The organism is Enterobacter cancerogenus, assembly GCF_019047785.1.
In the GTDB taxonomy this organism is placed as follows: Bacteria; Pseudomonadota; Gammaproteobacteria; order Enterobacterales; family Enterobacteriaceae; genus Enterobacter; species Enterobacter cancerogenus.
This window is the reverse complement of the sequence record NZ_CP077290.1, coordinates 2543331-2564419: the sequence shown is the minus strand read 5'-3', so window position 1 is coordinate 2564419 and position 21089 is coordinate 2543331. Positions and strand designations below refer to the sequence as shown.

24 protein-coding genes are annotated in these 21089 nt (G+C 53.9%); 8 read left to right on the top strand and 16 right to left on the bottom strand.

The features are described from left to right. Positions 1–10 precede the first annotated feature (10 nt). A complete protein-coding gene (rpoZ, locus tag I6L58_RS12065) occupies positions 11–286 on the bottom strand; it encodes a DNA-directed RNA polymerase subunit omega (RefSeq protein ID WP_000135058.1) in 276 nt (91 codons plus the stop codon). A gap of 54 nt (positions 287–340) precedes the next feature. After that, positions 341–964, bottom strand: coding sequence for a guanylate kinase (gene gmk / locus I6L58_RS12060; protein WP_006177710.1), 624 nt, complete (start codon positions 962–964; stop codon positions 341–343). 251 nt (positions 965–1215) lie between these two features. Between gmk and ligB the strand changes: the two genes are divergently transcribed. Beyond that, the gene (ligB, locus tag I6L58_RS12055) at positions 1216–2886 is read left to right on the top strand and encodes an NAD-dependent DNA ligase LigB (protein WP_088208989.1); all 1671 of its coding nucleotides are present in this window, start codon (positions 1216–1218) and stop codon (positions 2884–2886) included. A gap of 2 nt (positions 2887–2888) precedes the next feature. Here ligB and I6L58_RS12050 read toward each other — a convergent pair whose 3' ends face one another. Next, on the bottom strand, positions 2889–3506 hold the full coding sequence (locus I6L58_RS12050) for a trimeric intracellular cation channel family protein (protein ID WP_058610853.1): 618 nt from the start codon (positions 3504–3506) through the stop codon (positions 2889–2891). 205 nt (positions 3507–3711) lie between these two features. Next, on the bottom strand, positions 3712–4575 hold the full coding sequence (locus I6L58_RS12045; RefSeq protein ID WP_042321337.1) for a YicC/YloC family endoribonuclease: 864 nt from the start codon (positions 4573–4575) through the stop codon (positions 3712–3714). 125 nt (positions 4576–4700) lie between these two features. On the opposite strand from I6L58_RS12045, the gene rph reads away from it, so the two are divergent. Together rph and pyrE are read left to right on the top strand one after the other, a co-directional pair. After that, positions 4701–5417, top strand: coding sequence for a ribonuclease PH (gene rph, locus I6L58_RS12040; RefSeq protein WP_006177715.1), 717 nt, complete (start codon positions 4701–4703; stop codon positions 5415–5417). Positions 5418–5482: 65 nt separating this feature from the next. Then, on the top strand, positions 5483–6124 hold the full coding sequence (gene pyrE, locus I6L58_RS12035) for an orotate phosphoribosyltransferase (protein WP_006177716.1): 642 nt from the start codon (positions 5483–5485) through the stop codon (positions 6122–6124). Positions 6125–6182: 58 nt separating this feature from the next. Here the strand turns inward: pyrE and slmA are convergent, their stop codons facing one another. The 3 genes from slmA to coaBC form a co-directional block, all read right to left on the bottom strand. After that, entirely contained in the window at positions 6183–6779 is a 597-nt protein-coding gene (gene slmA / locus I6L58_RS12030) for a nucleoid occlusion factor SlmA (RefSeq protein WP_006177717.1), read from the bottom strand. A 120-nt stretch (positions 6780–6899) separates the two neighbouring features. Continuing rightward, the gene (gene dut, locus I6L58_RS12025) at positions 6900–7358 is read right to left on the bottom strand and encodes a dUTP diphosphatase (RefSeq protein ID WP_006177718.1); all 459 of its coding nucleotides are present in this window, start codon (positions 7356–7358) and stop codon (positions 6900–6902) included. After that, positions 7336–8547: a bifunctional phosphopantothenoylcysteine decarboxylase/phosphopantothenate--cysteine ligase CoaBC gene (gene coaBC, locus I6L58_RS12020; protein WP_088209054.1), complete on the bottom strand. Its 1212-nt coding sequence runs from the start codon at positions 8545–8547 to the stop codon at positions 7336–7338. Before coaBC ends, dut begins: the two co-directional genes overlap by 23 nt. A 173-nt stretch (positions 8548–8720) precedes the next feature. Between coaBC and radC the strand changes: the two genes are divergently transcribed. The 4 genes from radC (at position 8721) to mutM (ending at position 10912) form a co-directional block, all read left to right on the top strand. Next, complete coding sequence (gene radC, locus I6L58_RS12015; protein WP_006177720.1) at positions 8721–9386, top strand: RadC family protein; 666 nt, start codon at positions 8721–8723, stop codon at positions 9384–9386. Positions 9387–9604: 218 nt separating this feature from the next. Continuing rightward, on the top strand, positions 9605–9841 hold the full coding sequence (gene rpmB, locus I6L58_RS12010) for a 50S ribosomal protein L28 (protein WP_002436699.1): 237 nt from the start codon (positions 9605–9607) through the stop codon (positions 9839–9841). Positions 9842–9863: 22 nt separating this feature from the next. Further along, positions 9864–10031: a 50S ribosomal protein L33 gene (gene rpmG, locus I6L58_RS12005; protein ID WP_003024094.1), complete on the top strand. Its 168-nt coding sequence runs from the start codon at positions 9864–9866 to the stop codon at positions 10029–10031. 71 nt (positions 10032–10102) lie between these two features. Further along, a complete protein-coding gene (mutM, locus tag I6L58_RS12000) occupies positions 10103–10912 on the top strand; it encodes a bifunctional DNA-formamidopyrimidine glycosylase/DNA-(apurinic or apyrimidinic site) lyase (RefSeq protein WP_088208991.1) in 810 nt (269 codons plus the stop codon). 42 nt (positions 10913–10954) lie between these two features. Here mutM and coaD read toward each other — a convergent pair whose 3' ends face one another. The 7 genes from coaD to rfaQ form a co-directional block, all read right to left on the bottom strand. Next, positions 10955–11434, bottom strand: a complete 480-nt coding sequence (gene coaD / locus I6L58_RS11995) for a pantetheine-phosphate adenylyltransferase (RefSeq protein WP_088208992.1) — start codon at positions 11432–11434, stop codon at positions 10955–10957. A 3-nt stretch (positions 11435–11437) separates the two neighbouring features. After that, positions 11438–12208, bottom strand: a complete 771-nt coding sequence (locus I6L58_RS11990; protein ID WP_088208993.1) for a glycosyltransferase family 2 protein — start codon at positions 12206–12208, stop codon at positions 11438–11440. Continuing rightward, positions 12208–13482: a lipid IV(A) 3-deoxy-D-manno-octulosonic acid transferase gene (gene waaA / locus I6L58_RS11985; RefSeq protein WP_088209055.1), complete on the bottom strand. Its 1275-nt coding sequence runs from the start codon at positions 13480–13482 to the stop codon at positions 12208–12210. Before waaA ends, I6L58_RS11990 begins: the two co-directional genes overlap by 1 nt. 66 nt (positions 13483–13548) lie before the next feature. Next, entirely contained in the window at positions 13549–14538 is a 990-nt protein-coding gene (locus I6L58_RS11980) for a glycosyltransferase (RefSeq protein WP_088208994.1), read from the bottom strand. 14 nt (positions 14539–14552) lie between these two features. Then, positions 14553–15650, bottom strand: a complete 1098-nt coding sequence (locus I6L58_RS11975; protein WP_088208995.1) for a glycosyltransferase — start codon at positions 15648–15650, stop codon at positions 14553–14555. 2 nt (positions 15651–15652) lie between these two features. Next, the gene (locus I6L58_RS11970; protein ID WP_088208996.1) at positions 15653–16780 is read right to left on the bottom strand and encodes a glycosyltransferase family 4 protein; all 1128 of its coding nucleotides are present in this window, start codon (positions 16778–16780) and stop codon (positions 15653–15655) included. Further along, positions 16780–17847 (bottom strand): putative lipopolysaccharide heptosyltransferase III, encoded by a 1068-nt coding sequence (gene rfaQ, locus I6L58_RS11965; protein WP_088208997.1) that lies wholly within the window; start codon positions 17845–17847, stop codon positions 16780–16782. The genes I6L58_RS11970 and rfaQ overlap by 1 nt, the downstream gene beginning before the upstream one ends. Positions 17848–17997: 150 nt before the next feature. Here rfaQ and I6L58_RS11960 point away from each other — a divergent pair, with 150 nt between their 5' ends. Continuing rightward, on the top strand, positions 17998–18954 hold the full coding sequence (locus tag I6L58_RS11960) for a polysaccharide deacetylase family protein (protein ID WP_088208998.1): 957 nt from the start codon (positions 17998–18000) through the stop codon (positions 18952–18954). Between the two features lie 23 nt (positions 18955–18977). Here I6L58_RS11960 and I6L58_RS11955 read toward each other — a convergent pair whose 3' ends face one another. Beyond that, positions 18978–20189: an O-antigen ligase family protein gene (locus I6L58_RS11955; RefSeq protein WP_088208999.1), complete on the bottom strand. Its 1212-nt coding sequence runs from the start codon at positions 20187–20189 to the stop codon at positions 18978–18980. Next, positions 20177–21085: a glycosyltransferase family 2 protein gene (locus tag I6L58_RS11950; protein WP_088209000.1), complete on the bottom strand. Its 909-nt coding sequence runs from the start codon at positions 21083–21085 to the stop codon at positions 20177–20179. The genes I6L58_RS11955 and I6L58_RS11950 overlap by 13 nt, the downstream gene beginning before the upstream one ends. Positions 21086–21089 lie beyond the last annotated feature (4 nt).

Genomic DNA, 21089 nt, shown 5'->3' with positions numbered 1-21089 from the left:
GCAGGTTTAATTAACGACGACCTTCAGCAATGGCGGTTACGGCCTGCAGTTCTGCGGCTTCCTGCTCTTGCTGCTCCTGGCGCTCACGCACGTCGAGGATCTGGTTGTTGATCAGACCTTCTTCGATTTCGCGAAGTGCAATAACGGTGGTTTTATCGTTTTCTTCCGGTACCAGCGGATCTTTACCGCCTACCTGCATCTGACGAGCGCGACGCGCGGCGACCAGTACCAGGTCAAAACGGTTACCAATTTTCTCTACAGCGTCCTGAACAGTTACGCGTGCCATACTTAAAATGCTCCACAGGTGAAGAAATGACTGGGCATGATACTGAAAGTGGGTTCAGTCTGCCAACAGTTTGGTGATTAATGCGTCATGTCGCTGCTTCTGGCGGCTCATACGCAGACGTTCTGCACGAAGGATGGTCTTGAGATCGCTCAGCGCGGCGTCAAAATCATCATTCACAATAAGGTAATCATATTCCGCGTAATGGCTCATTTCTGCAACTGCCTGCGCCATACGCTTTGCAATCACCTCTTCGCTGTCCTGACCGCGACCGCGCAGACGGCGATCGAGTTCATCTTTCGACGGCGGCAGTATAAAGATGCTGCGCGAGTCCGGCATCTTCTTGCGGATCTGCTGCGCGCCCTGCCAGTCGATATCCAGGAACACATTGACGCCCGTTGCCAGCACCTGCTCAATGGTTTCACGCGAGGTGCCGTAGTAGTTACCGAAAACTTCAGCGTGCTCAAGAAACGCGTCTCTGCCAATCATCGCTCTGAATTCGTCGTGATTCACAAAGAAATAGTGCTCACCGTGCACCTCACCCGGACGCGGTGCTCGCGTGGTGTGAGAAACAGAAACCTGTGTGTCGTACAACGGTTGGGTTTTTAAAAGTGCCTGAATAAGGCTGGATTTACCCGCGCCACTAGGGGCAGAAACAATATAAAGCGTGCCTTGAGCCATGAGAGTCTTTTGTATGTGTTAGCGAAGAAGTCCTACATACGGGCTTATTATACACGTCGGCGCTGTGTGACGTAGCCTTTGTCACACTTTTTCCCATGGTTTATTAAATTTTGCGTGCCGTTTTCAGGTTTCATCTTTGGTTTTCAGCAACAAAAAGAAAGCCTGGATGACGCCTCGCAAAGTGAAAGGTTGCTAATCGCGTTGTTTTGCGCGCCGGGTTATACCACTCCCACTACAAAGGAGGGGTAGCAATGTGGCGATGGATAAGCAGTGTGATGCTGTTGTGGTGCGGTTGTAGCGTGGCGGTATGCCCCGTCTGGTCGCAGGGGAAGGCAGAGAAAGAGATTGCGGCGTTGAGCGCGCAGAAAACACGCTGGGATGAGGCCTACTGGAAAGAGGGGACAAGCGAGGTGAGTGATGAGATTTACGACCAGCTCACCGCCCGCCTGGCCCAGTGGCAGCGATGTTTTGGTAACGCACCCGCGGAGTCGTCCCTTCCCGTGCTGAAGGGAACGGTCAAACATCCCATCGCCCACACGGGCGTTCAGAAGGTTGCCAGTAAAGAGGCGCTTCGCCAGTGGATGTACGCCCGACGCGATCTCTGGGTGCAGCCGAAAGTGGACGGTGTGGCGGTAACGCTGGTGTACCGCAACGGGACATTAAGTCAGGCCGTCAGCCGTGGGGATGGCATAAAAGGTGAAGACTGGACCGCGCAGGTACACGCAATGCCATTGGTGCCTCAATCCACCGAAGGCGCGCTGGCGAACAGCGTTCTGCAGGGCGAGCTGTTTCTGCTGCGTGATAACCATATCCAGCAGCAAATGGGCGGAATGAACGCACGGGCTAAAGTTGCCGGGGCGATGATGCGACACGCGGATGCCTCGCTTCTGAAGCAGATCGGCGTGTTTATCTGGGCCTGGCCTGATGGACCCAAAGCCATGCAGCAGCACCTTACGCAGTTATCGCAGTCAGGCTTTGATTTAACGGCCCGCTATACCTTGCCAGTTCAGTCAGCAGACGAGGTCGAAAAACAGCGCGCGCACTGGCTTACCTCGCCTCTGCCCTTTGTCACGGACGGCGTTGTGGTGCGTTCGGCCGTTGAACCCGCCGGCGACCGCTGGCTACCCGGAGAGGGGAATTGGGTCATCGCGTGGAAATACACCCCGGTTTCGCAGGTAGCCGACGTGCGGGACATTCAGTTTGCTGTGGGCAGAACGGGAAAAATTTCCGTCGTCGCATTACTGGCGCCCGTGCAACTGGATGATAAACGCGTGCAGCGGGTGAGCCTGGGGTCGGTGGACCGATGGCAACGGCTGGATATTGCGCCGGGCGATCACATTCTGATTAGCCTGGCCGGGCAAGGCATCCCGCGGTTTGAAAAGGTGATCTGGCGTGGGGTTGAGCGGCAAAAACCACGCCCTCCGGCGTCGCAGTTTCATTCACTGACCTGTTTTTATGCCTCGCCAGAATGTATGGACCAGTTCTTTAGCCGGTTAACGTGGCTAAGCTCGACGCAGGGGCTGGACGTTAAGGGTCTGGGGGAGGCTGGCTGGCGTGCGCTTTACCAGGCGCATCATTTTGAGCATATCTTTTCGTGGTTGCGCTTAAACCAGGCGCAGATCCAGTCGACGCCGGGATTTTTCGCCGCACGCGGTGTAGCGCTTTGGCATCGTTTTAACCTGATTCGTGAACAACCTTTTATCCGCTGGATCACGGCGATGGGTATTCCGGTAACCAAAGCCACGCTGAATGCCGCCGGGGACACATCGTGGCAGGCAATGCGCAGCCGTCGCGCCGAAGAGTGGCAACGCCTGCCGGGGACCGGAAAAGAAAAAGCGCTGCAAATAGTCGAGTGGTTACACCATCCCCAGGTCGAGGCGCTGGCAGCATGGCTTGCCGAACAGCGCATCAACGGATTCTGAGATCAGTGCACGTTGTGTTTGTAGTGGAAAACGGGCAACCCCAGCTTCAGGCGCAGCGCCAGCATGCGTGCCGTAAAGCCAAAAAGCAGGGTGGAGATCACCACGACGTCATGGTTGGAGACGTAATGCTGCAGAGCGATATACAGTACGGCTGCCGCGAAGGAGATGCCGGCGTAAAGCTCCTTCTGGAAAACGAGCGGGATACGCTTGCAAAACATATCGCGCAGCACACCGCCAAACACGCCGGTCACGACGGCGGCAATGGTGGCGATAATCGGGCCTTCCCCCATATCCAGCGCAATTTGCGCCCCGATAATGGAAAAGACGATAAGCCCTATGGCATCCAGCACCAGGAACAGGCGGCGCAGGTGGGACATCACGGGAGCCACAATGGTCGTCAATACCGCGGCGGTGGCCACGATAACCACGTACTCCGGATGTTTTACCCAACCCAGTGGATAGTGGCCCAGCAAAATGTCACGTACCGAGCCGCCACCCAGCGCGGTGGCAGTGGCGATGATGATCACGCCGAAGGTGTCCATGCGCCGGCGCCCGGCTGCAAGCGCGCCCGTCATGGCCTCTGCGGTGATACCAATGAGATAAAGAATATGAAGCAGCATATAACCTCCGGTGTGAGCGCCCAGAGGTTAGCGAGTTGTGCGTAGGATCACGATTGAGATTTTCTAAGGTGATGTGCTTTGCCCTATAAAAACTAATCAGGTTTTGATGAAAATGGCATATATATGGCGATAGGCGGGAAAGGGGTAGAGAAAAACGGATTAGAATAAATAATGGGTGATATCGAACGATACCACCCGAAAGTCGTTACTCGATATTCTGGATCTGCTCGCGCATCTGCTCGATGAGTACCTTCAGCTCAATCGCGGAGTTGGTCACGTCAGCATTAATCGACTTAGAGGCCAGCGTGTTTGACTCACGGTTGAACTCCTGCATCATGAAGTCGAGGCGGCGACCCACAGCTTCTTTCTTCTTCAGAATGTTGTAGGTCTCTTTAACGTGCGCGCCAAGACGGTCCAGCTCTTCGGCAACGTCAACACGCTGCGCCATCAGGACAAGCTCCTGTTCCAGACGGGTGTTTTCAAGCTGAACTTCTGCTTCTTCAAGTTTCGCCACCAGACGCTCGCGCTGCCATTGCAGCACTTCAGGCATATGGCTGCGAACTTTAGCCACTTCGGCGCTTACGCCTTCAAGACGCTGCTCAATCATGGCTTTCAGCGCCTGGCCTTCTGTTTCGCGGGCAACGATAAAGTCGTCCAGCGTGCCGTCGAGGGCGGAGAGAATTTCAGCGGTAATGGCATCCAGATCCTGTTCACCGGCAGCCATCACGCCAGGCCAGCGCAGGATATCCACCGGGTTGATTTCGCCTTCGTCGCTCTGCATCTTGACCCAGTTGGCTGCGTTCACCAGCTGGCGAGCCAGTTTTTCGTTAAGGATCAGCTCACCCTGAGCGCTGGCATCGGGTTCAAAACGCAGGTTGCATTCCACTTTGCCGCGCGTCAGACGAGCACGAATACGCTCGCGCACGACTGGCTCCAGGCTGCGGAACTGCTCCGGCATACGGAAATACGTTTCCAGATAGCGCTGGTTTACCGAGCGCATTTCCCAGGTAGCGCTACCCCAGCTACCCTTGATTTCACGCCGGGCGTAGGCGGTCATACTGCGGATCATAGACATTCCCGTTTTTAAAAGAGAGATGGGGGGATTATAGCTTTCGGGGGCTTCTCAGGATAGGAATAAGCGCCCTTTATCCGTATAATGCGCAGCCACATTCGTTTCAAGCCGGAGAATTCATCATGCGTCCATCAGGCCGTAGCGCCAATCAGGTGCGTCCCGTCACCCTGACCCGTAACTATACAAAACACGCTGAAGGCTCCGTGCTGGTTGAGTTTGGTGACACCAAAGTGCTGTGCACCGCCTCTATTGAAGAAGGCGTTCCTCGCTTTCTGAAAGGCCAGGGCCAGGGCTGGATCACCGCCGAATACGGCATGCTGCCGCGTGCGACCCATACCCGTAACGCCCGTGAAGCGGCAAAGGGTAAACAGGGTGGACGTACCATGGAGATCCAGCGTCTGATCGCGCGTGCGCTGCGTGCAGCCGTTGATTTGAAAGTGCTGGGCGAATTCACCATCACGCTGGACTGCGATGTGATTCAGGCCGATGGCGGCACGCGTACGGCGTCTATTACCGGCGCCTGTGTTGCGCTGGCGGATGCGCTGAACAAGCTGGTTGCGGCCGGCAAACTGAAAACTAACCCTATGAAAGGGATGGTTGCGGCGGTTTCCGTAGGTATCGTTAACGGTGAAGCGCTGTGCGATCTGGAATACGTTGAAGATTCCGCGGCGGAAACTGACATGAACGTGGTGATGACCGAAGACGGACGCATCATTGAGGTGCAGGGCACCGCAGAAGGCGAGCCATTCACCCATGAAGAACTTCTCTCCTTGTTGGCGCTGGCCCGAGGGGGAATCGAATCTATTGTCACGACGCAGAAAGCGGCGTTAGAAAATTGATTTTAAAGGCGACCAATGAGTCGCCTTTTTTTTGCCTGTAAGACAGATAATAAAGGAGCGAATCCATGAAACCATATCAGCGCCAGTTTATTGAGTTTGCGCTTAACAAGCAGGTACTTAAGTTTGGCGAGTTCACGCTGAAATCCGGGCGGAAAAGCCCCTATTTCTTCAACGCCGGGCTGTTTAATACCGGGCGCGATCTGGCTCTGCTGGGCCGTTTCTATGCCGAGGCTCTGGTGGATTCAAAGATTGATTTTGACCTGCTGTTTGGCCCGGCCTACAAAGGCATTCCAATTGCGACCACCACGGCGGTTGCCCTGGCAGAACATCACGATCGCGACGTGCCGTACTGCTTTAACCGTAAAGAGGCGAAAACCCACGGTGAAGGCGGGAACCTGGTCGGCAGCACGCTGCAGGGCCGCGTGATGCTGGTGGATGATGTGATCACGGCAGGCACCGCGATCCGTGAATCGATGGAGATTATCCAGGCGAACGGCGCAACGCTTGCGGGCGTGCTGATCTCTCTGGACCGTCAGGAGCGCGGACGCGGCGAGATCTCGGCTATTCAGGAAGTGGAGCGTGATTACGGCTGTAAAGTGACGTCAATCATCACGCTGAAAGACCTGATTGCGTATCTGGAAGAGAAGCCAGAGATGGCGGACCATCTGGCGGCGGTGCGTGCCTATCGGGAAGCGTTTGGCGTGTGATTTTTTGCCCGGTGGCGCAAGCGCTTACCGGGCCCAGGGTTACGCAGGCCGGATATCGTTACTGCAACTGCGAAGCCACTAACGGCCAGCGGGCGTCAAAATCGTCCGTTGGGCGATATTTGAATTCACTGCGCACGAAGCGGGAGAGCATCCCTTCGCAAAACGCCAGGATCTGGCTTGCCAGCAGCGTCTCATCGGTGATGTACCCTTCGCCTTCACGCATCTTCTTCTCACGCAGGACCTGGCGCAGCTGCGCCTCTATGCGCTCAAAAAGCTGATTGATGCGGCCCTGCAGACGATCCTGCTCAAACATCAGGGCGTGTCCGGTCAGGATTCGGGTCAGGCCAGGATTACGTTCGCCAAAGCCCAGAATCAACTGCACAATCAGACGCAGACGCGCGCTGGTGTCTTTCTCATCTTTCAGAATCAGGTTGATACGCGTGATCAGGCTGTCTTCAATAAACTCAATCAGGCTGTCGAACATCCGGGTCTTGCTCGGGAAATGGCGATACAGCGCCGCTTCCGACACGCCCACGGAGGCCGCCAGTTTTGCTGTGGTAATGCGTTGACTGCCATCGCTGGATTCAAGCATCAGAGCCAGAGACTGAAGTATTTCTTCGCGACGATTCCTTTTCGCGGTTTGTTTTTCTGCCATGTTACAAAATACCCCTGAAAATAAGCACTTGCCAGGCTGGCATCCACACAGCGACCGCAAACTGACGTTTGCGGTTTGTTATTGCATTATGGCGCTGTGAGATGCGTGTCTAACGGGCGACTATTTACGCCCTGAATGGCCGAAGCCGCCTTCGCCACGGTCGGTGGCGTCAAAGTCAGCCACCAGGTTAAATTCGGCCTGCACAACAGGTACAAACACCATCTGCGCGATCCGCTCGCCGGGTTCAATGGTGAAGCTATCCTGGCCACGGTTCCAGACGGAGACCATCAGCTGGCCCTGATAGTCAGAGTCAATCAGGCCGACCAGGTTGCCCAGCACAATACCATGCTTGTGGCCCAAACCAGAGCGCGGCAGGATCACCGCCGCCAGCGACGGGTCAGCAATGTGAATCGCCAGACCGGTCGGGAGCAGGGTGGTCTCGCCCGGAGCCAGCGCTACGGCGTCATCGAGACAGGCGCGCAGGTCAAGACCGGCAGAGCCGGAGGTGGCATAGGTTGGCAGCGGAAATTGCTCGCCAACGCGCGGGTCCAGAATCTTAACGTCGATTTTTTTCATCATAACGGGTAACGATCTCGTCCAGTAATTGTTGGCCCAGGAGTTCCTTGCGCTCAAGCGGTAAGACTTTATCTCCATCCTGCCAGAAAAGGTGCAATGCGTTGCTGTCGCTGTTAAATCCTTGCGTGGACAGCGAGACATCATTCGCGCAAATCAAATCGAGGTTTTTGCGGGTACGCTTTTGCCGGGCATATTCTTCCACATTATTTGTTTCGGCGGCAAACCCAACAACGTAAGGACGATGGTTTTTCAGTGCGGCAACGCCGGCCACGATGTCCGGGTTTTTAACCATTTTTAGTGTTAATTCATCGCCTTGTTTCTTAATTTTGCAGTCTGCGATGGTCTCTGCACGATAGTCAGCGACGGCGGCACAGCCGATAAAAATCTGCTGATTCTGGGCGTGCGCCTGAACGGCAGCCTCCATTTCCAGGGCTGTGGTCACGTTAATGCGCTGCACGAAGGGGGGCGTCGGTAACGACACCGGGCCACTGACGAGCGTGACGTTCGCGCCGCGTTTTGCCGCAGCAGCAGCAATCGCAAAGCCCATCTTGCCGGAGCTGTGGTTGGTGATGTAGCGCACCGGGTCCAGCGGCTCGCGCGTTGGGCCCGCGGTAATCATGATGTTGAGATGTTGCAGATCGTTGACAGGCGAAAAATGAGCGGCAGCCATATCGACAATCGTCAGCGGATCGAGCATGCGCCCGGGGCCGATATCCCCACAGGCCTGGCTGCCGCTGTCCGGCCCCCAGATAAGCAGGCCGCGAGAGGCCAGCGTCTCGAGGTTATGCTGGGTGGCAGCGTTGCGGTACATCTGCTGATTCATCGCAGGCACGACGGCGACGGGAGACGGTGTGGCAAGGCAAATGGTGGAGACCAGATCGTTCGCCATACCGGCCGCGACGCGGGCGATTAAGTCAGCCGTCGCAGGGGCGAGGATAACCAGGTCTGCCCACTTGCCGAGCTCGATATGGCCCATCGCGGCTTCAGCCGCCGGATCGAGCAGGCTATCCGACACCGGGTATCCCGACACGGCCTGCAGGCTCAGGGGAGTAATAAAGGCTTTGCCGCCTTCGGTTATCGCGACCCGCACGTCGGCTCCGCGCTCGCGCAAACGGCGCACCAGCTCCGGCGCTTTATAGGCAGCAATGCCGCCGCTCACGCCAAGAACGATTTTTTTACCGGCCAGGCTCATCATGATTCTTTCCTGTTGGGTTTCACCAGAGAGCCGGCATTTTATCACAATCCCTAAAACGGGGTGATTTTGTCCGTTATCCACTTTGCGAGGCGCTACGCAGGAACGAAAAATGGGCGTCGAGCAGGGGGGAGAGCTGTGGCAGCATAGTGTTAAACCTAAGGAGACAGGGCATGGATGAGGTATTATCGCTGTTACCGCGTGAAAAAATGCTGCGCTATGGCATTACGTCGCTTACCGATGCGGAGCTGCTGGCGCTGTTCTTGCGAACCGGCACTCAGGGGAAGTCGGTCTATGTCCTGGCGCGCGAGTTGATCCACCACTTCGGTTCGCTGTATGGCCTGCTGACCGCCGACATGGCGGCGTTTAAAGAGGTTGATGGCATTGGCGTGGCGAAATTTGCCCAGTTAAGGGGGATTGCCGAACTTGCCCGACGTTTCTACATTGTGCGTATGCAGGAAGAAGACCCGCTCCTGACCCCTGAAATGACCCGCGAGTTTTTGCAAAGCCAGCTGGCAGACGCCGAGCGCGAGATCTTTATGGCGATCTTTCTTGATAACAAAAACCGGGTGCTGAAGCATTGCCACCTGTTTTCGGGTACATTAAGCCACGTTGAGGTCCATCCCCGAGAAATCGTGCGGGAAGCGATAAAAGTGAATGCAGCCGGCGTGATCCTCGCGCATAATCACCCCTCTGGCTGTGCAGAACCAAGCAGAGCTGACAAAGAAATCACCAAACGCATTATCAAGTGCTGTCAAATCATGGACATTCGTGTGCTGGACCATCTGATAATTGGCCGCGGAGAGTACCTCTCTTTTGCAGAACATGGTTGGATTTAGACCATTTTAAGCGATCCATTGGGATCTTTGTCTGCTCGGGACTTGAGCACACCGCCGAGTCAGCGTATACTACGCCACCTTTGAGAATCTCGGGTTTGGCATTTGGGCCTGGCAATCGAGAGTTCACTTAGAACTATGCGATGACCGGGCTGTAAAGCCTGACGAGGCGCCGATACCCCATACGAAGCTCGAGCTAATTTGATTTTTGGAGAATAGACATGTCCCGAGTCTGCCAAGTTACTGGCAAGCGTCCGGTGACCGGTAACAACCGTTCCCACGCACTGAACGCGACTAAACGCCGTTTCCTGCCTAACCTGCACTCTCACCGTTTCTGGGTTGAGAGCGAGAAGCGTTTTGTCACCCTGCGTGTATCTGCTAAAGGTATGCGTGTTATTGATAAGAAAGGCATCGATACAGTTCTGTCCGAACTGCGTGCCCGTGGCGAAAAGTACTAAGTACTTAAAGAGGAAATAAATCATGGCTAAAGGTATTCGTGAGAAAATCAAGCTGGTTTCTTCTGCTGGTACTGGTCACTTCTACACCACCACGAAGAACAAACGTACTAAGCCGGAAAAACTGGAACTGAAAAAATTCGATCCAGTTGTACGCCAGCACGTACTGTACAAAGAAGCTAAAATCAAATAATTTTAGATTCCTTGTATTGAAAAACCCCGCAACTGCGGGGTTTTTTGCATTCTGCATCCAACGGAGAAACCATGCCTGAATTACCTGAGGTAGAGACCAGCCGCCGCGGCATTGAACCACATCTGGTTGGTGCGACCATTCTTCATGCTGTTGTCCGCAATGGTCGTCTTCGCTGGCCGGTTTCCGATGAAATTCACGCGTTAAGCGATAAGCCCGTCATCAGCGTACAGCGCCGCGCGAAATACCTGCTGCTGGAGCTGCCTGACGGCTGGATCATCATCCACCTGGGGATGTCCGGCAGCCTGCGGATCCTCACCGAAGAGCTGCCTGCTGAAAAGCACGATCACGTTGACCTTGTCATGAGTAACGGCAAAGTGCTGCGCTACACCGACCCTCGCCGCTTTGGCGCATGGCTGTGGGCCAAAGAGCTGGAAGGCCATAGCGCGCTGGCGCATCTGGGGCCGGAGCCGCTCTCTGAGGCGTTTAACGCTGATTACCTGAGAGCAAAGTGTGCGAAGAAGAAAGCGCCGATTAAGCCCTGGCTAATGGATAACAAGCTGGTGGTGGGCGTGGGGAATATTTACGCCAGCGAATCGCTGTTTGCTGCCGGGATCCATCCCGATCGGCTGGCCTCGTCGCTCTCGGCGCAGGAGTGCGAGCTGCTGGTCAGGGTGATTAAGGCGGTGCTGCTGCGCTCCATTGAACAGGGGGGAACAACGCTGAAGGACTTCCTGCAGAGCGATGGTAAGCCTGGCTATTTCGCGCAGGAGTTGCAGGTTTATGGCCGCAAAGGCGAGCCGTGCAGAGTCTGTGGCACACCGATTATTGCAACGAAGCACGCCCAGCGCGCCACGTTCTATTGCCGTCAGTGTCAGAAATAAGCGTATATCAGGCCCGGTAAGCGCCGCGCCACCGGGCAACGGTTACTTCAGCTTTTCCATTAACGCCTGATGCACGTTTTCCGGCAGGAAGTGGGTCACATCGCCCTGATGACGCGCGACCTCCTTCACCAGCGAGGAGGAGATAAACGACCACTCCTTCGATGGCATCAGGAATACGCTTTCCAGCTCCGGCATCAGATGGCGGTTCATGTGCGCCAGCTGCATCTCATACTCAAAATCCGCCACCGCGCGCAATCCGCGGATCAGAATGTTGGCCTGCTGGGCGCGAGCAAAGTTGGCCATCAGGTCACTGAACCCTACGACTTCCACGTTCGGCAGATGAGAAATCGCATCGGTGGCAAGCGCAACGCGCTCGTTCAGATCGAACATCGGTTTTTTGCTGGGGCTGGCGGCAATGGCCAGAATCATCTTATCAAACATGCTTGCTGCGCGCGTGATGATATCAAGATGACCGTTGGTGATCGGATCGAAGGTACCCGGATAAATCGCTTTTGTGCTCATGGCTCACGTTTTCTCAGAGTAGCCGCGGCAGAGCGCCCACAGCTCGGTATATTTGTTGAAAGTATACTGGGCATTTACCACCGCGAGTAACCAACCCTGTTTGCCATCCAGCACGCCGCCACGCAGCAGCAGCGTTTTCAGAAACGCGCCCAGCGTGTGGGTGAAGATGCCCGTCAACGAGGCTGTCTTGCCGCGCTGGTGGCGCTCCTGCGCCCATGCGGTGGCGTAGCTCAGCTGCTTACGCTGGAAGCTGGCGAAATCGCGGCAGGTGAGGTGCAGCAGATCGCCCGTCAGCGGGATAACCTGGGCGTTCTCACAGGCCAGAGACTCATGCACCAGGTTGTCGTTGTACTGATAACGGGTGCGCTCGTAAAGACGCATAACGCGGTCAGGATACCAGCCGCTGTGGCGCATAAACCGCCCGAGGAAGTAGTTGCGACGCGCAATGCTGTAGACCGCGCCAGGCTGTGGGGCGGCCAGGATGGCCTGAATGCTCTGCTGAAGCGCCGGCGTAATGCGCTCATCGGTATCGATCATCAGCACGTAATCGCCGGTGGCGCAGGCCTGCGCGCGCTGGCGCTGGATACCGTAGCCCTGCCAGTCGGTGTCGACATAGACCTGTACGCCCGCCGCACGCGCCATTTCTACCGTGTTATCGGTGCTGCCGGAATCAAGCAAGATGATTTCATCCGCCCAAGAAACAGAGGCCAGGTAGTCCGGAAGCAGGTCGGCAGCGTTTTTGGCGATCGTGACGACCGACAGACGCGCAGACATCAGTGGCTCCGCTGAGGCAGGTAAGGTTGCAGAAGCTGCAGCAAACGGGTCAACGCGCCCTGATTCTGATGCAGTACCTCAACAGCATGGCGGCCGTACCACAGACGGTAGTCTTCGTCGGTGAGCAGGGTTGAAACCTCTTTCACCACCGAGTCCGCATCCGTCACGGTAATTAAACCATCGGCCTGCTGCAATTTCGCGCAGATATCTTTGAAGTTGAACGTGTGTGGCCCCATCAGTACCGGAATGGCGTGCGCCGCTGGCTCCAGAGGGTTATGGCCTCCGCGCTCAACCAGGCTGCCGCCGACAAACGCCAGATCGGCAATGCCGTACAGCAGCATAAGCTCGCCCATGGTATCGCCAATTACCACCTGGGTGCTGCCGGAAGGGATCTCACCGGTGCTGCGCAGGGTGAAGCTGAAACCGCCTTTCTGTACCATTTCGCTAGCATCTTTGAAACGCTCCGGATGGCGCGGCACCAGGATCAGCACTAGATCAGGGAAGGTCTCCAGCAGCTTGCGATGCGCCTGGAGGATAATCTCTTCTTCACCGTCGTGGGTGCTGGTAGCAATCCACACCTGACGACGGGGTGCCCACTGGCGACGCAGCGTCACCGCCCGTGCCGCCAGCTCCGGCGTAACGGAAATATCGAATTTCAGGCTGCCGGTCACGGCAAGCTGATTGCGTTTCAGACCAAGCGCCGTGAACCGTGCCGCGTCTTCATCGTTCTGTGCCGCAATCAGGGTAATTTTGCTGAGCAGGCGACGCATAAATTTACCCAGCTTGCCGTAACCCTTCGCGGAACGTTCAGACAAGCGCGCGTTGGCAATCACCAGCGGAATTTTACGGGCATGCAGGGCGGAAATCATATTCGGCCACAGTTCGGTTTCCATCACGATCACCAGCTTCGGGCGAACGGTATTGAGGAAACGGTTCATGGCGCACGGGAGATCGTAAGGCAGATAGACGTGATGCACATCTTTACCAAACGCGGACAGGGCGCGCTCGGAGCCGGTCGGCGTCATGGTGGTGACGGTGATCGGCAGGGAAGGGTAGCGGTGACGCAGGGCGCGAACCAGCGGGATCGCCGCCAGCGTTTCACCGACAGAAACGGAATGCAGCAAAATACCGTCCGGGGCCACTTTATTACGGCAATAGCCATAGCGTTCAGCCCAGCGTTTACGGTACGCAGGCGCTTTACGGCTACGAAGCAACAGTCGCAGCCACACCAGTGGCTGAATGATGTAGAGCAGGGCGGTATACAACAATTCCAAGCGATTATCCGTTTTTTCAGTTTCGGCGGGCAAATTCTAAGCATTTAAGCCAGGTAAAGCTATCTCTTATGCCACATACCGCTTCAAACGGAAGTAACGTCGGCCCAGGCGCCAGCGCAGTCGCGGACTTTTTGCACTTTTCCAGATGAGCTTCCAGATGCCTGTATCGAAGAATTCTTTAATAATCATAGACTTTTTCTTTTCATCCTTCATGTTATCGAAGGTATGAATAATCCCAAGCCCCTCTTTGGCAATTTGCCAGTGGCAGGCGGGGATATTTTTGATTTTGTCCGGATAGCGCTGATTAATGGCATCAAGCATCTGAAGGATTTTCATGTAATGGCGCGCGGAACGGATCAGCGTGTCGTCATTGTCTGGTGTGTGCGACACCGATGCGGAGTGGATGTAGTAGTCATAATAACGTTCACTGGTGTACTGAACCCGCTCAGCCGCGAGCAGCACTTCGGTGGTCCACGGAATATCCTGGTGGCGCAGGCCGGGTTCAAAACGAAAGCCGTTCTGGCGGATAAAGTCGTGGCGATAGATATTGAGCCAGGTGACATGCAAAAACTTGCGGGAATCGAGCGCTTTTTTCAGCCATGCCGCCCCGGTCATCACCCCCGTTGAGGCCAGTTTGTCTTCCGGGAAGATAGGACGCGAAGGCTTTTTATTATTTTCCCAGACGTAGTTCCCGTTACAGGTGGCGACATCCAGGTTCTGCGTGACGGCCATCTCAAGAAGGTGCTGGTACATGCCGGGCTTGAAGACATCATCAATATCAGGGAAGGAAAGATATTGCCCGGTGGCAATGGCCAGACCGGTGTTACGGGCGACAGAGACCCCCTGATTTGCCTGTTCAATCACCTGCATCTGCGGCAGTTTATCGCGCCACTTATTGACGATCTGCATCGAACCGTCGGTGGAACCATCGTTGACGATGATCACTTCCATATCGTCGATACGCTGATCCGTAAGGCAGGTAAAGAACTGATCCAGGAAAGCTTCACCGTTGTAAACGGCAACCACCACGCTTAATAATGGCACTGAATTTTGCATAAAAAACCTGATTATTATTGATTGTCGACCAAAGCAATATATTGCTGGCAAATGGCGTTGATGCCGAACGATGCTATCGTTTCGCGATCGACGGCCGGCGGCGTGGTGTAAATATCCGCCAGCGTTTTTGCCAGTGATTCGTCATTCATCTCTGTCAGCCCGCGCGCTAAAGTTCCCGTGAGAATTTCAGCGGGGCCGCCTGGGCAGTTAGTGCTCACGGGCGGCGTCTGGCAGATGATCGCTTCAACCAGCACATTACCAAAACCTTCGCAGTCGGAACTGAGCACTAACAGGCGTGCCCCATGGATCCAGGGATAGGGATTGGACTCGAACGGGCGGAACAGGACCTTGTTAGCAATGCCCAGTTCGCTGGCAAGCTGCTGCAGTTTTTGAATTTTCGCCTCGGAACCATTTCCCATCATCACCAGCGTGGTATCCAGGCCGCTCAGTGCGAACGCCCGCAACAGGCGATCGTGACGTTTGTGCTCATGGAAGCGGCCAACGTGGATGATGTAATCCTGCCCCTGCATCTCAAAGGGAGCGTCTGCCAGACGCTGAATTTCGGGAATATCGAACGGATTGTGAATGACCGCCTGGCGGCGAAGATCGATGGCCAGCGTCTGGGACAAATCCTTCAGTACGGCAGCCGAAACGGCGACAACGTTGCGGTTTTCATAGGTATGACGAATTTTAAAATGCTTGAACCAGCGTGACAGGCCGCTTCGATGGCGCAGGTAGGAGAAGGAGAACATGCCGTGAACGCAGAACCAGACCTTATCGCGCTCTAACGCACTGCAATGCGCCACGATTCGGTCAGTTTTGTGCAGATGGGAGAAAATCACATCAAATTTACCGCTGCGCTCGGCTCGCTCAACCGCCTGACCCAGCAGCCGTGAACGGCGTGGGATCTCCGTCAGCTTGCGCCAGGGTTTGGTGCACATATCCTGAATAACCTGAAAATCGATGCCCTCCGGAATGGCGTAGTCGCACACCTTCCGCAAAGAGAAAAGGGAGACCTGGTGCCCCATTTCTATCAGTCCGCTGGAGAGTGTGAGAACCGTTTTTTCGGCGCCTCCACCGGGTAAACCATCAATAATCATTAGGATGCGCATTATTAATCCAGTAATTTTTGATAAAGCGAAATAAGCTGGCTTGAAAGTTTTTCGGGAGTCGCCTCTTTCACGCGTTCACGCGCCGCAAGCCCCATGTTGTTATTGTTGTTCAGTGAAGGGGTGGCCGCTATCGCCTCCTTCAATGTGCTGATATCAAGTGCGTCACAGGAAAAGCCGTTCTGGCCTTGCTCAATAAATTCTGCCCCACCGCAGCTGGTCGACGTAATGACCGGTAAACCGCAGGCCATCGCTTCCAGTATGACGTTAGGAAAGGGATCATACAGCGTTGGCAACAGTAAACCATCGGATAGCTGGTAAAATGGCAGCGTCTCTTTTTGCATACCCAGAAAGCGAATTTGCCCTTCACAGCCTAATGACCGGGCAAGGTCGCGATAACGACGCTCTGCTTTATCCTGTCCAACCACAATCAGCCATGCCGCGGTTCCCGCAATAGCACGTATGGCGCTGGCTAACCCTTTTCGTTCAAACCCCGAGCCCACGAAGCAGAACACGGTCGCGTCAGCGGGCACCTCAAACTGCTGACGCAATGCCGCACGTTGTACCTCTTCTACTGGAACGAAGCGGCACGAATCAATTGAATTATAAATCACATGTATCTTTTTTGCGTCAATATCAAAGTCTTCGACGATTTCGCGCTTGATCATCTCCGCATTACAGATAACGGCTTTCAACTCGGGTGCCTGATACATTTCACGTTCGGCGTTCATCACATAGCGGTGATAGCGGTCATGCATGAGCATGTGTGCACGCCAGGCGGGCAGGATACGCGCGCGCTGCAGCAGCCAGCGCCGATGCACGCCATCGCCTGCGCGATAAATGTCACAGCCTGGAATGCGCTCATGGCTTTGAACAATATCAAACTGTTGCTGTTGCCAGAGCGCGCGCGCGGCGTGAGCAAATCCGCGTTCGCGGCTGATGCGGCCCCATTTGCGCGGGTCGCAGATGTGGATATGCCAGTCGTCCTGCTTCTCGCCCTGCCATTCGCGTGTGATGACGTTGAGTTCAAGGTTTTGGTTGCTTAACGCGGTAAGGGCTCTGGAGACGAAACGTTCCGCCCCGCCGTCCGGGCGATATTTTTGGCGAACAATCGCCAGACGATAGTGTTTCATTACAGGTATCTCCTTGCCGCGGAGACGACGGCTTCCACAGGAATGGCGTCGAGGTAGCGTTCTTTGGTGTTGGTATCAATGGCGTCCGGGTTGGGGAGCGGGCCGTAATCGCCTGCCCATATCACCTCCCCTTTTACCTGCCACGGCGACCAGAACGTCAGTTTGGACGGGCCAAAAAGCGCGACACACGGTGTTTGCAGCGCGGCGGCCATATGCATCGGCACGGAATCCACGCCAATAAATAATCGAGCATGATCGATGAGGGAGGCCAGCTGACGCAGCGTTAATTGGCCCGCCAGCGAGACGACGCCGGTTTTCGGCGAGGCGGCAAGAATGCGCTCAATCATCGCCATCTCTTTTTTATCCGGCCCGGCAGTCAGCACGACGGTGTGACCATCCTGCTGAAGCGCCGTAATGGTTTGCGCCATTTTGCCTTCGTCCCAGCATTTAAAGAACCAGCGCGACGTAGGCTGAATCACGATGTAGTCATCCCCCACACCCGTTTGCGCGAGCTTTTGACGTGCGTTCTCCCAGTCTTCTGAACGGTAAGCCATGGTGACGGCCGGCTGGGGAACCACCGGTAACGGTGAAAGTATGGAGAGATTTTGTTCGACGGTGTGTAACGCGTTGTGATTTGTGACGGGGGCTAATGCAGTATGGCAAAAGCGCCAGAAGGCAGTATTGCGTTTATTGAAGGCGAACCCGATACGAACAGGCGCGCCGGTAAAACGCGTTACAATCGCGCTGCGCCACTGATCGGCAAGGTTGATCACCAGATGATAATGTTGCGCTCTTAACGCGCAAAGTAGCTGCCACTCTTTTTGAAGATGCTTCAATGTTCCCAGCTGCTTCCACTTACGATCGATACCATAGATGGTACCGATGGCCGGATGCGCGGCGAGCATATCGCGGGTTTCTTCATAAAGCAGCACGTCAATCTGTGCCTGCGGCCATGCCTGGCGTAACGAATCAATGACGGGTGTGGTGAGTAACATGTCGCCATGATGGCGAAGTTTGATAAGTAAAATGCGCAAATCAGGCATGTCAGGTAAGTTATTCATCATCATCTTATCAGCGTTGTACTGTTGGCAATTCTAATAGACCTGGTAACGAGTTGCACTCTTTCTCCATAATGTCAGGAATTTCTTTGCAAGGGTTTACTCCAGCTTTGTGGCGTGCGTAACATAGCGCTAACTTATCTGTCTCACGGGTTCATTATGAAAAAACCAGCGTTTATCATCACGATTGATACTGAAGGCGATAATCTCTGGCAAAACCATCGGGTTATTAAAACGGAAAACGCACGCTACCTGGCTCGGTTCCAGTCGCTCTGCGAGCGTTTTGGCTTTAAGCCCGTCTGGTTGACGAACTATGAGATGGCGATTGAACCAGTTTTCATCGCGTTTGCTAAAGACGTTATCGCCCGCGGTGCGGGGGAGGTGGGTATGCACCTTCATGCGTGGAATAGCCCGCCGGAGCACGATCTCACCGGGGATGACTGGCGCTGGCAGCCGTATCTGATTGAATTCCCGGACGATGTCATGCGCGAAAAAGTGCTGTTCATGACTGAGCTGCTGGAAGAGACATTTCAGACCAAAATGCTCAGCCACCGTGCCGGGCGCTGGGCGTTCGATAGCCGTTACGCCCAATTGCTGATCGAGCTGGGTTATCAGGTGGATTGTTCCGTCACGCCGCGCGTGAACTGGCGCAATGCAAAAGGTGCCCCGCAAGGAAAGGGCGGAACGAACTATCATGCTTTTCCTGACCACGCCTACTTCATGGACGTCGAGAACGTTGCCCGGCCGGGTAACAGCCCATTACTCGAAGTCCCGATGAGCATTCAGTATAAACATCCCGCCTGGCTGAACACCGTTAAGCAGGGCTACGATCGCCTTCGCGGGAAATACCGCTCGCCTTCCGTCAACTGGCTGCGTCCTTCGGGTGGCAATGCCTCGCAGATGATTCAGGTTGCGCAGCAATGTTTGTCTCAGGGAAATGACTACGTGGAATTTATGCTTCACTCGTCTGAATTTATGCCGGGCGGAAGCCCAACGTTTAAAGACGATGCGGCGATCGAAGGTTTATATCAGGATTTAGAAACGCTCTTTACCTGGTTATCGGATAAGACCGTGGGGATGACGCTGGCTGAGTTTTACCAGCACAAAAAACAATAATGCCCGCCAGGCGGGCATGATGATTACGGGTGCTTTGGTTGCGAGAACGGCGTGCTTAACGCGAACAGCGTCATAAAGAAAATCAACGCTTCTGAACTCAGCAATATGACATCCGTCAGGCCATAAAGCAGTAACAGAAGCATGGTGGTTAACAGCAGGCCGTTTCTGTTTCTTAGCGCGTAAACCATAACAGAAACAAAGAAAAACAGCAGGATAGCCACGCCGGGAATGCCCTGTAGCGAGTATTTCTCGATAAATTCGTTGTGGAGGTGAATTCGCAAGTACCCGAGAGCAGCCGTTACATCTGAATGACCATCTTTGACATAACTTCGTGTCCACGATTCTCTGCTATCAATAGACTGGCCCAGCGGATGTGCAACGCCGTTAAAGAATCCAACTTTCCACATAGAGAAACGGGCTCCCAGGGACGTCGCATCATGCCCTTTCTGATAATTTGTTAACTCACTTTCTGTTTGTTCAATCTTTGGTGAAATTAAGGGCTTATAACTAACGATTATTATGCCTGCAACGATGCATAAGAAGATTAATAGCGGTTTTAGATGAATTTTTCTGAAATGGAGAAGCGTTAAAACGATAGCCAAAATGAGATAAAGACCCATGGCGGCACGCGTAGCAGTTAATAAAATCAGGACGTAGGAAATTAAGACAACCACTCCCGCCAGAACGTACATCTTTACATTTTTCAGAAGGTAAAGGCTATATACAAAGGCTAATGAAAGCACAGAATAGACATAGGCCGCGATGGTTGGTCGATTAATCGCCATCTCTACGCGATTGATTCCCTGTAAAGCCTGATAAAATCCATAACTTGTCGCGAGTACAAATCCTGTTGCGGTGGCGATCAGAAAATACTTCTGGAAACTTTCTTTTGTAACGTAAAGCTTAAAGCGATCCAGATAAAAAACTAAAATACTTCCAAGGATTAATTTTTTGCACGCACCAAGATAATCACTGTAAACATTGATACCAACATTATGATATTCGTATGCGAAATACCAAATAAGGTTAAGTAATCCCACCAGTAAAATAGGAAGCGCTATACTGAAAGGCCGCCATGTAATTTTTTTATATTCAAAGGCTAAGCCGATAATGCTGGCATAGACGGCTATATAAAAAAATTCTCTTTGTTTTCCTGAGCTAACCAGTACTAACGCCAAAGAGATAAGGCTCAGCATGAGCGTTAACTGATAAAGTCTTAACTTTATTTTTTCCATAATGCCTCAATAACCCTTTTTTTGTAACTGAAACGAACGTCGCTGGACAGGAAAAATGACAAGGAATAAAGTGATTTCACCCGCTGTTTCACAAGTTGTAATTGATGCTCTGACAATAATTTTCGATGGTTGCTGTAGATGTCAAACCAGTGACAATGAATAAGATGAATAAATTGCTGCGGAAACGTTTTTTCCATCTGCAGCGTGCATTCAACAAGCGTAGCGATTTTACTGGCGTTAAGTTGGCTCGATAAACTGTCACGACGCTTGATGTAATAATAGTGCCCCTGCCGCTGGTAAAATATTTTGTGCGATTGCATCAGCATGCCAGGAAATACGGCGAAATCTTCATAGCAGATCATCGCAGGAATGGGGTTGCTTTGGTATAGCCTGCGGTGAATGAACTGGCCGATGAGGTGGGCCTGGAAATCTTTATGCTGCAAAAAGCGTTTTATCGCATCCTGTTGAGACAAGGCGACAGGTGAAAACCCCTGCCAGTCGGCGGTGATTTTTCGTAAATCACGAACTTCCAGCAGGCGTGTCAGCACCATATCAGGACGCTGTGCTTTCAGGAACGCCACGGCATCGCTGATACTGCGAGGCTTAAGCTGGTCGTCGCTGTCGAGCATGGTAATGTATTCGCCGGATGATAGCGAGACAGCAGCGTTTCGAACACGGCCTACGTTGCGATACTCAACTTTCCGCGATATCGCATTCGGAAATTCTGGCAACCACTTCTCAATAATATCTTGCGTGGCATCGTCTGAATGGTCATTAAAGAGAATAACCTCTACCTCATCGCCCTCATCCGCAATTGCGTCCCGCAGGCTGTGTAGGGTGGCGTCCAGAGTATCTTCGGTATTATGCGCTGCAATAATGATGCTTAGAAAAGCCATAAAA

Bases quoted from the DNA above. Each gene is read 5' to 3' on its own strand.
- I6L58_RS11990 (WP_088208993.1), bottom strand. From the start codon at position 12,208: ATGTCTGCGCGTCTGTCGGTCGTCACGATCGCCAAAAACGCTGCCGAC.
- dut (WP_006177718.1), bottom strand. From the start codon at position 7,358: ATGATGAAAAAAATCGACGTTAAGATTCTGGACCCGCGCGTTGGCGAG.
- I6L58_RS11970 (WP_088208996.1), bottom strand. From the start codon at position 16,780: ATGAAACACTATCGTCTGGCGATTGTTCGCCAAAAATATCGCCCGGAC.
- gmk (WP_006177710.1), bottom strand. From the start codon at position 964: ATGGCTCAAGGCACGCTTTATATTGTTTCTGCCCCTAGTGGCGCGGGT.
- rpmG (WP_003024094.1), top strand. From the start codon at position 9,864: ATGGCTAAAGGTATTCGTGAGAAAATCAAGCTGGTTTCTTCTGCTGGT.
- coaD (WP_088208992.1), bottom strand. From the start codon at position 11,434: ATGAGCACAAAAGCGATTTATCCGGGTACCTTCGATCCGATCACCAAC.
- I6L58_RS11950 (WP_088209000.1), bottom strand. From the start codon at position 21,085: ATGGCTTTTCTAAGCATCATTATTGCAGCGCATAATACCGAAGATACT.
- I6L58_RS11955 (WP_088208999.1), bottom strand. From the start codon at position 20,189: ATGGAAAAAATAAAGTTAAGACTTTATCAGTTAACGCTCATGCTGAGC.
- slmA (WP_006177717.1), bottom strand. From the start codon at position 6,779: ATGGCAGAAAAACAAACCGCGAAAAGGAATCGTCGCGAAGAAATACTT.
- rph (WP_006177715.1), top strand. From the start codon at position 4,701: ATGCGTCCATCAGGCCGTAGCGCCAATCAGGTGCGTCCCGTCACCCTG.
- I6L58_RS12045 (WP_042321337.1), bottom strand. From the start codon at position 4,575: ATGATCCGCAGTATGACCGCCTACGCCCGGCGTGAAATCAAGGGTAGC.
- mutM (WP_088208991.1), top strand. From the start codon at position 10,103: ATGCCTGAATTACCTGAGGTAGAGACCAGCCGCCGCGGCATTGAACCA.
- coaBC (WP_088209054.1), bottom strand. From the start codon at position 8,547: ATGAGCCTGGCCGGTAAAAAAATCGTTCTTGGCGTGAGCGGCGGCATT.
- I6L58_RS11975 (WP_088208995.1), bottom strand. From the start codon at position 15,650: ATGCGCATCCTAATGATTATTGATGGTTTACCCGGTGGAGGCGCCGAA.
- I6L58_RS11960 (WP_088208998.1), top strand. From the start codon at position 17,998: ATGAAAAAACCAGCGTTTATCATCACGATTGATACTGAAGGCGATAAT.
- rfaQ (WP_088208997.1), bottom strand. From the start codon at position 17,847: ATGATGATGAATAACTTACCTGACATGCCTGATTTGCGCATTTTACTT.
- rpoZ (WP_000135058.1), bottom strand. From the start codon at position 286: ATGGCACGCGTAACTGTTCAGGACGCTGTAGAGAAAATTGGTAACCGT.
- pyrE (WP_006177716.1), top strand. From the start codon at position 5,483: ATGAAACCATATCAGCGCCAGTTTATTGAGTTTGCGCTTAACAAGCAG.
- radC (WP_006177720.1), top strand. From the start codon at position 8,721: ATGGATGAGGTATTATCGCTGTTACCGCGTGAAAAAATGCTGCGCTAT.
- I6L58_RS12050 (WP_058610853.1), bottom strand. From the start codon at position 3,506: ATGCTGCTTCATATTCTTTATCTCATTGGTATCACCGCAGAGGCCATG.
- ligB (WP_088208989.1), top strand. From the start codon at position 1,216: ATGTGGCGATGGATAAGCAGTGTGATGCTGTTGTGGTGCGGTTGTAGC.
- rpmB (WP_002436699.1), top strand. From the start codon at position 9,605: ATGTCCCGAGTCTGCCAAGTTACTGGCAAGCGTCCGGTGACCGGTAAC.
- I6L58_RS11980 (WP_088208994.1), bottom strand. From the start codon at position 14,538: ATGCAAAATTCAGTGCCATTATTAAGCGTGGTGGTTGCCGTTTACAAC.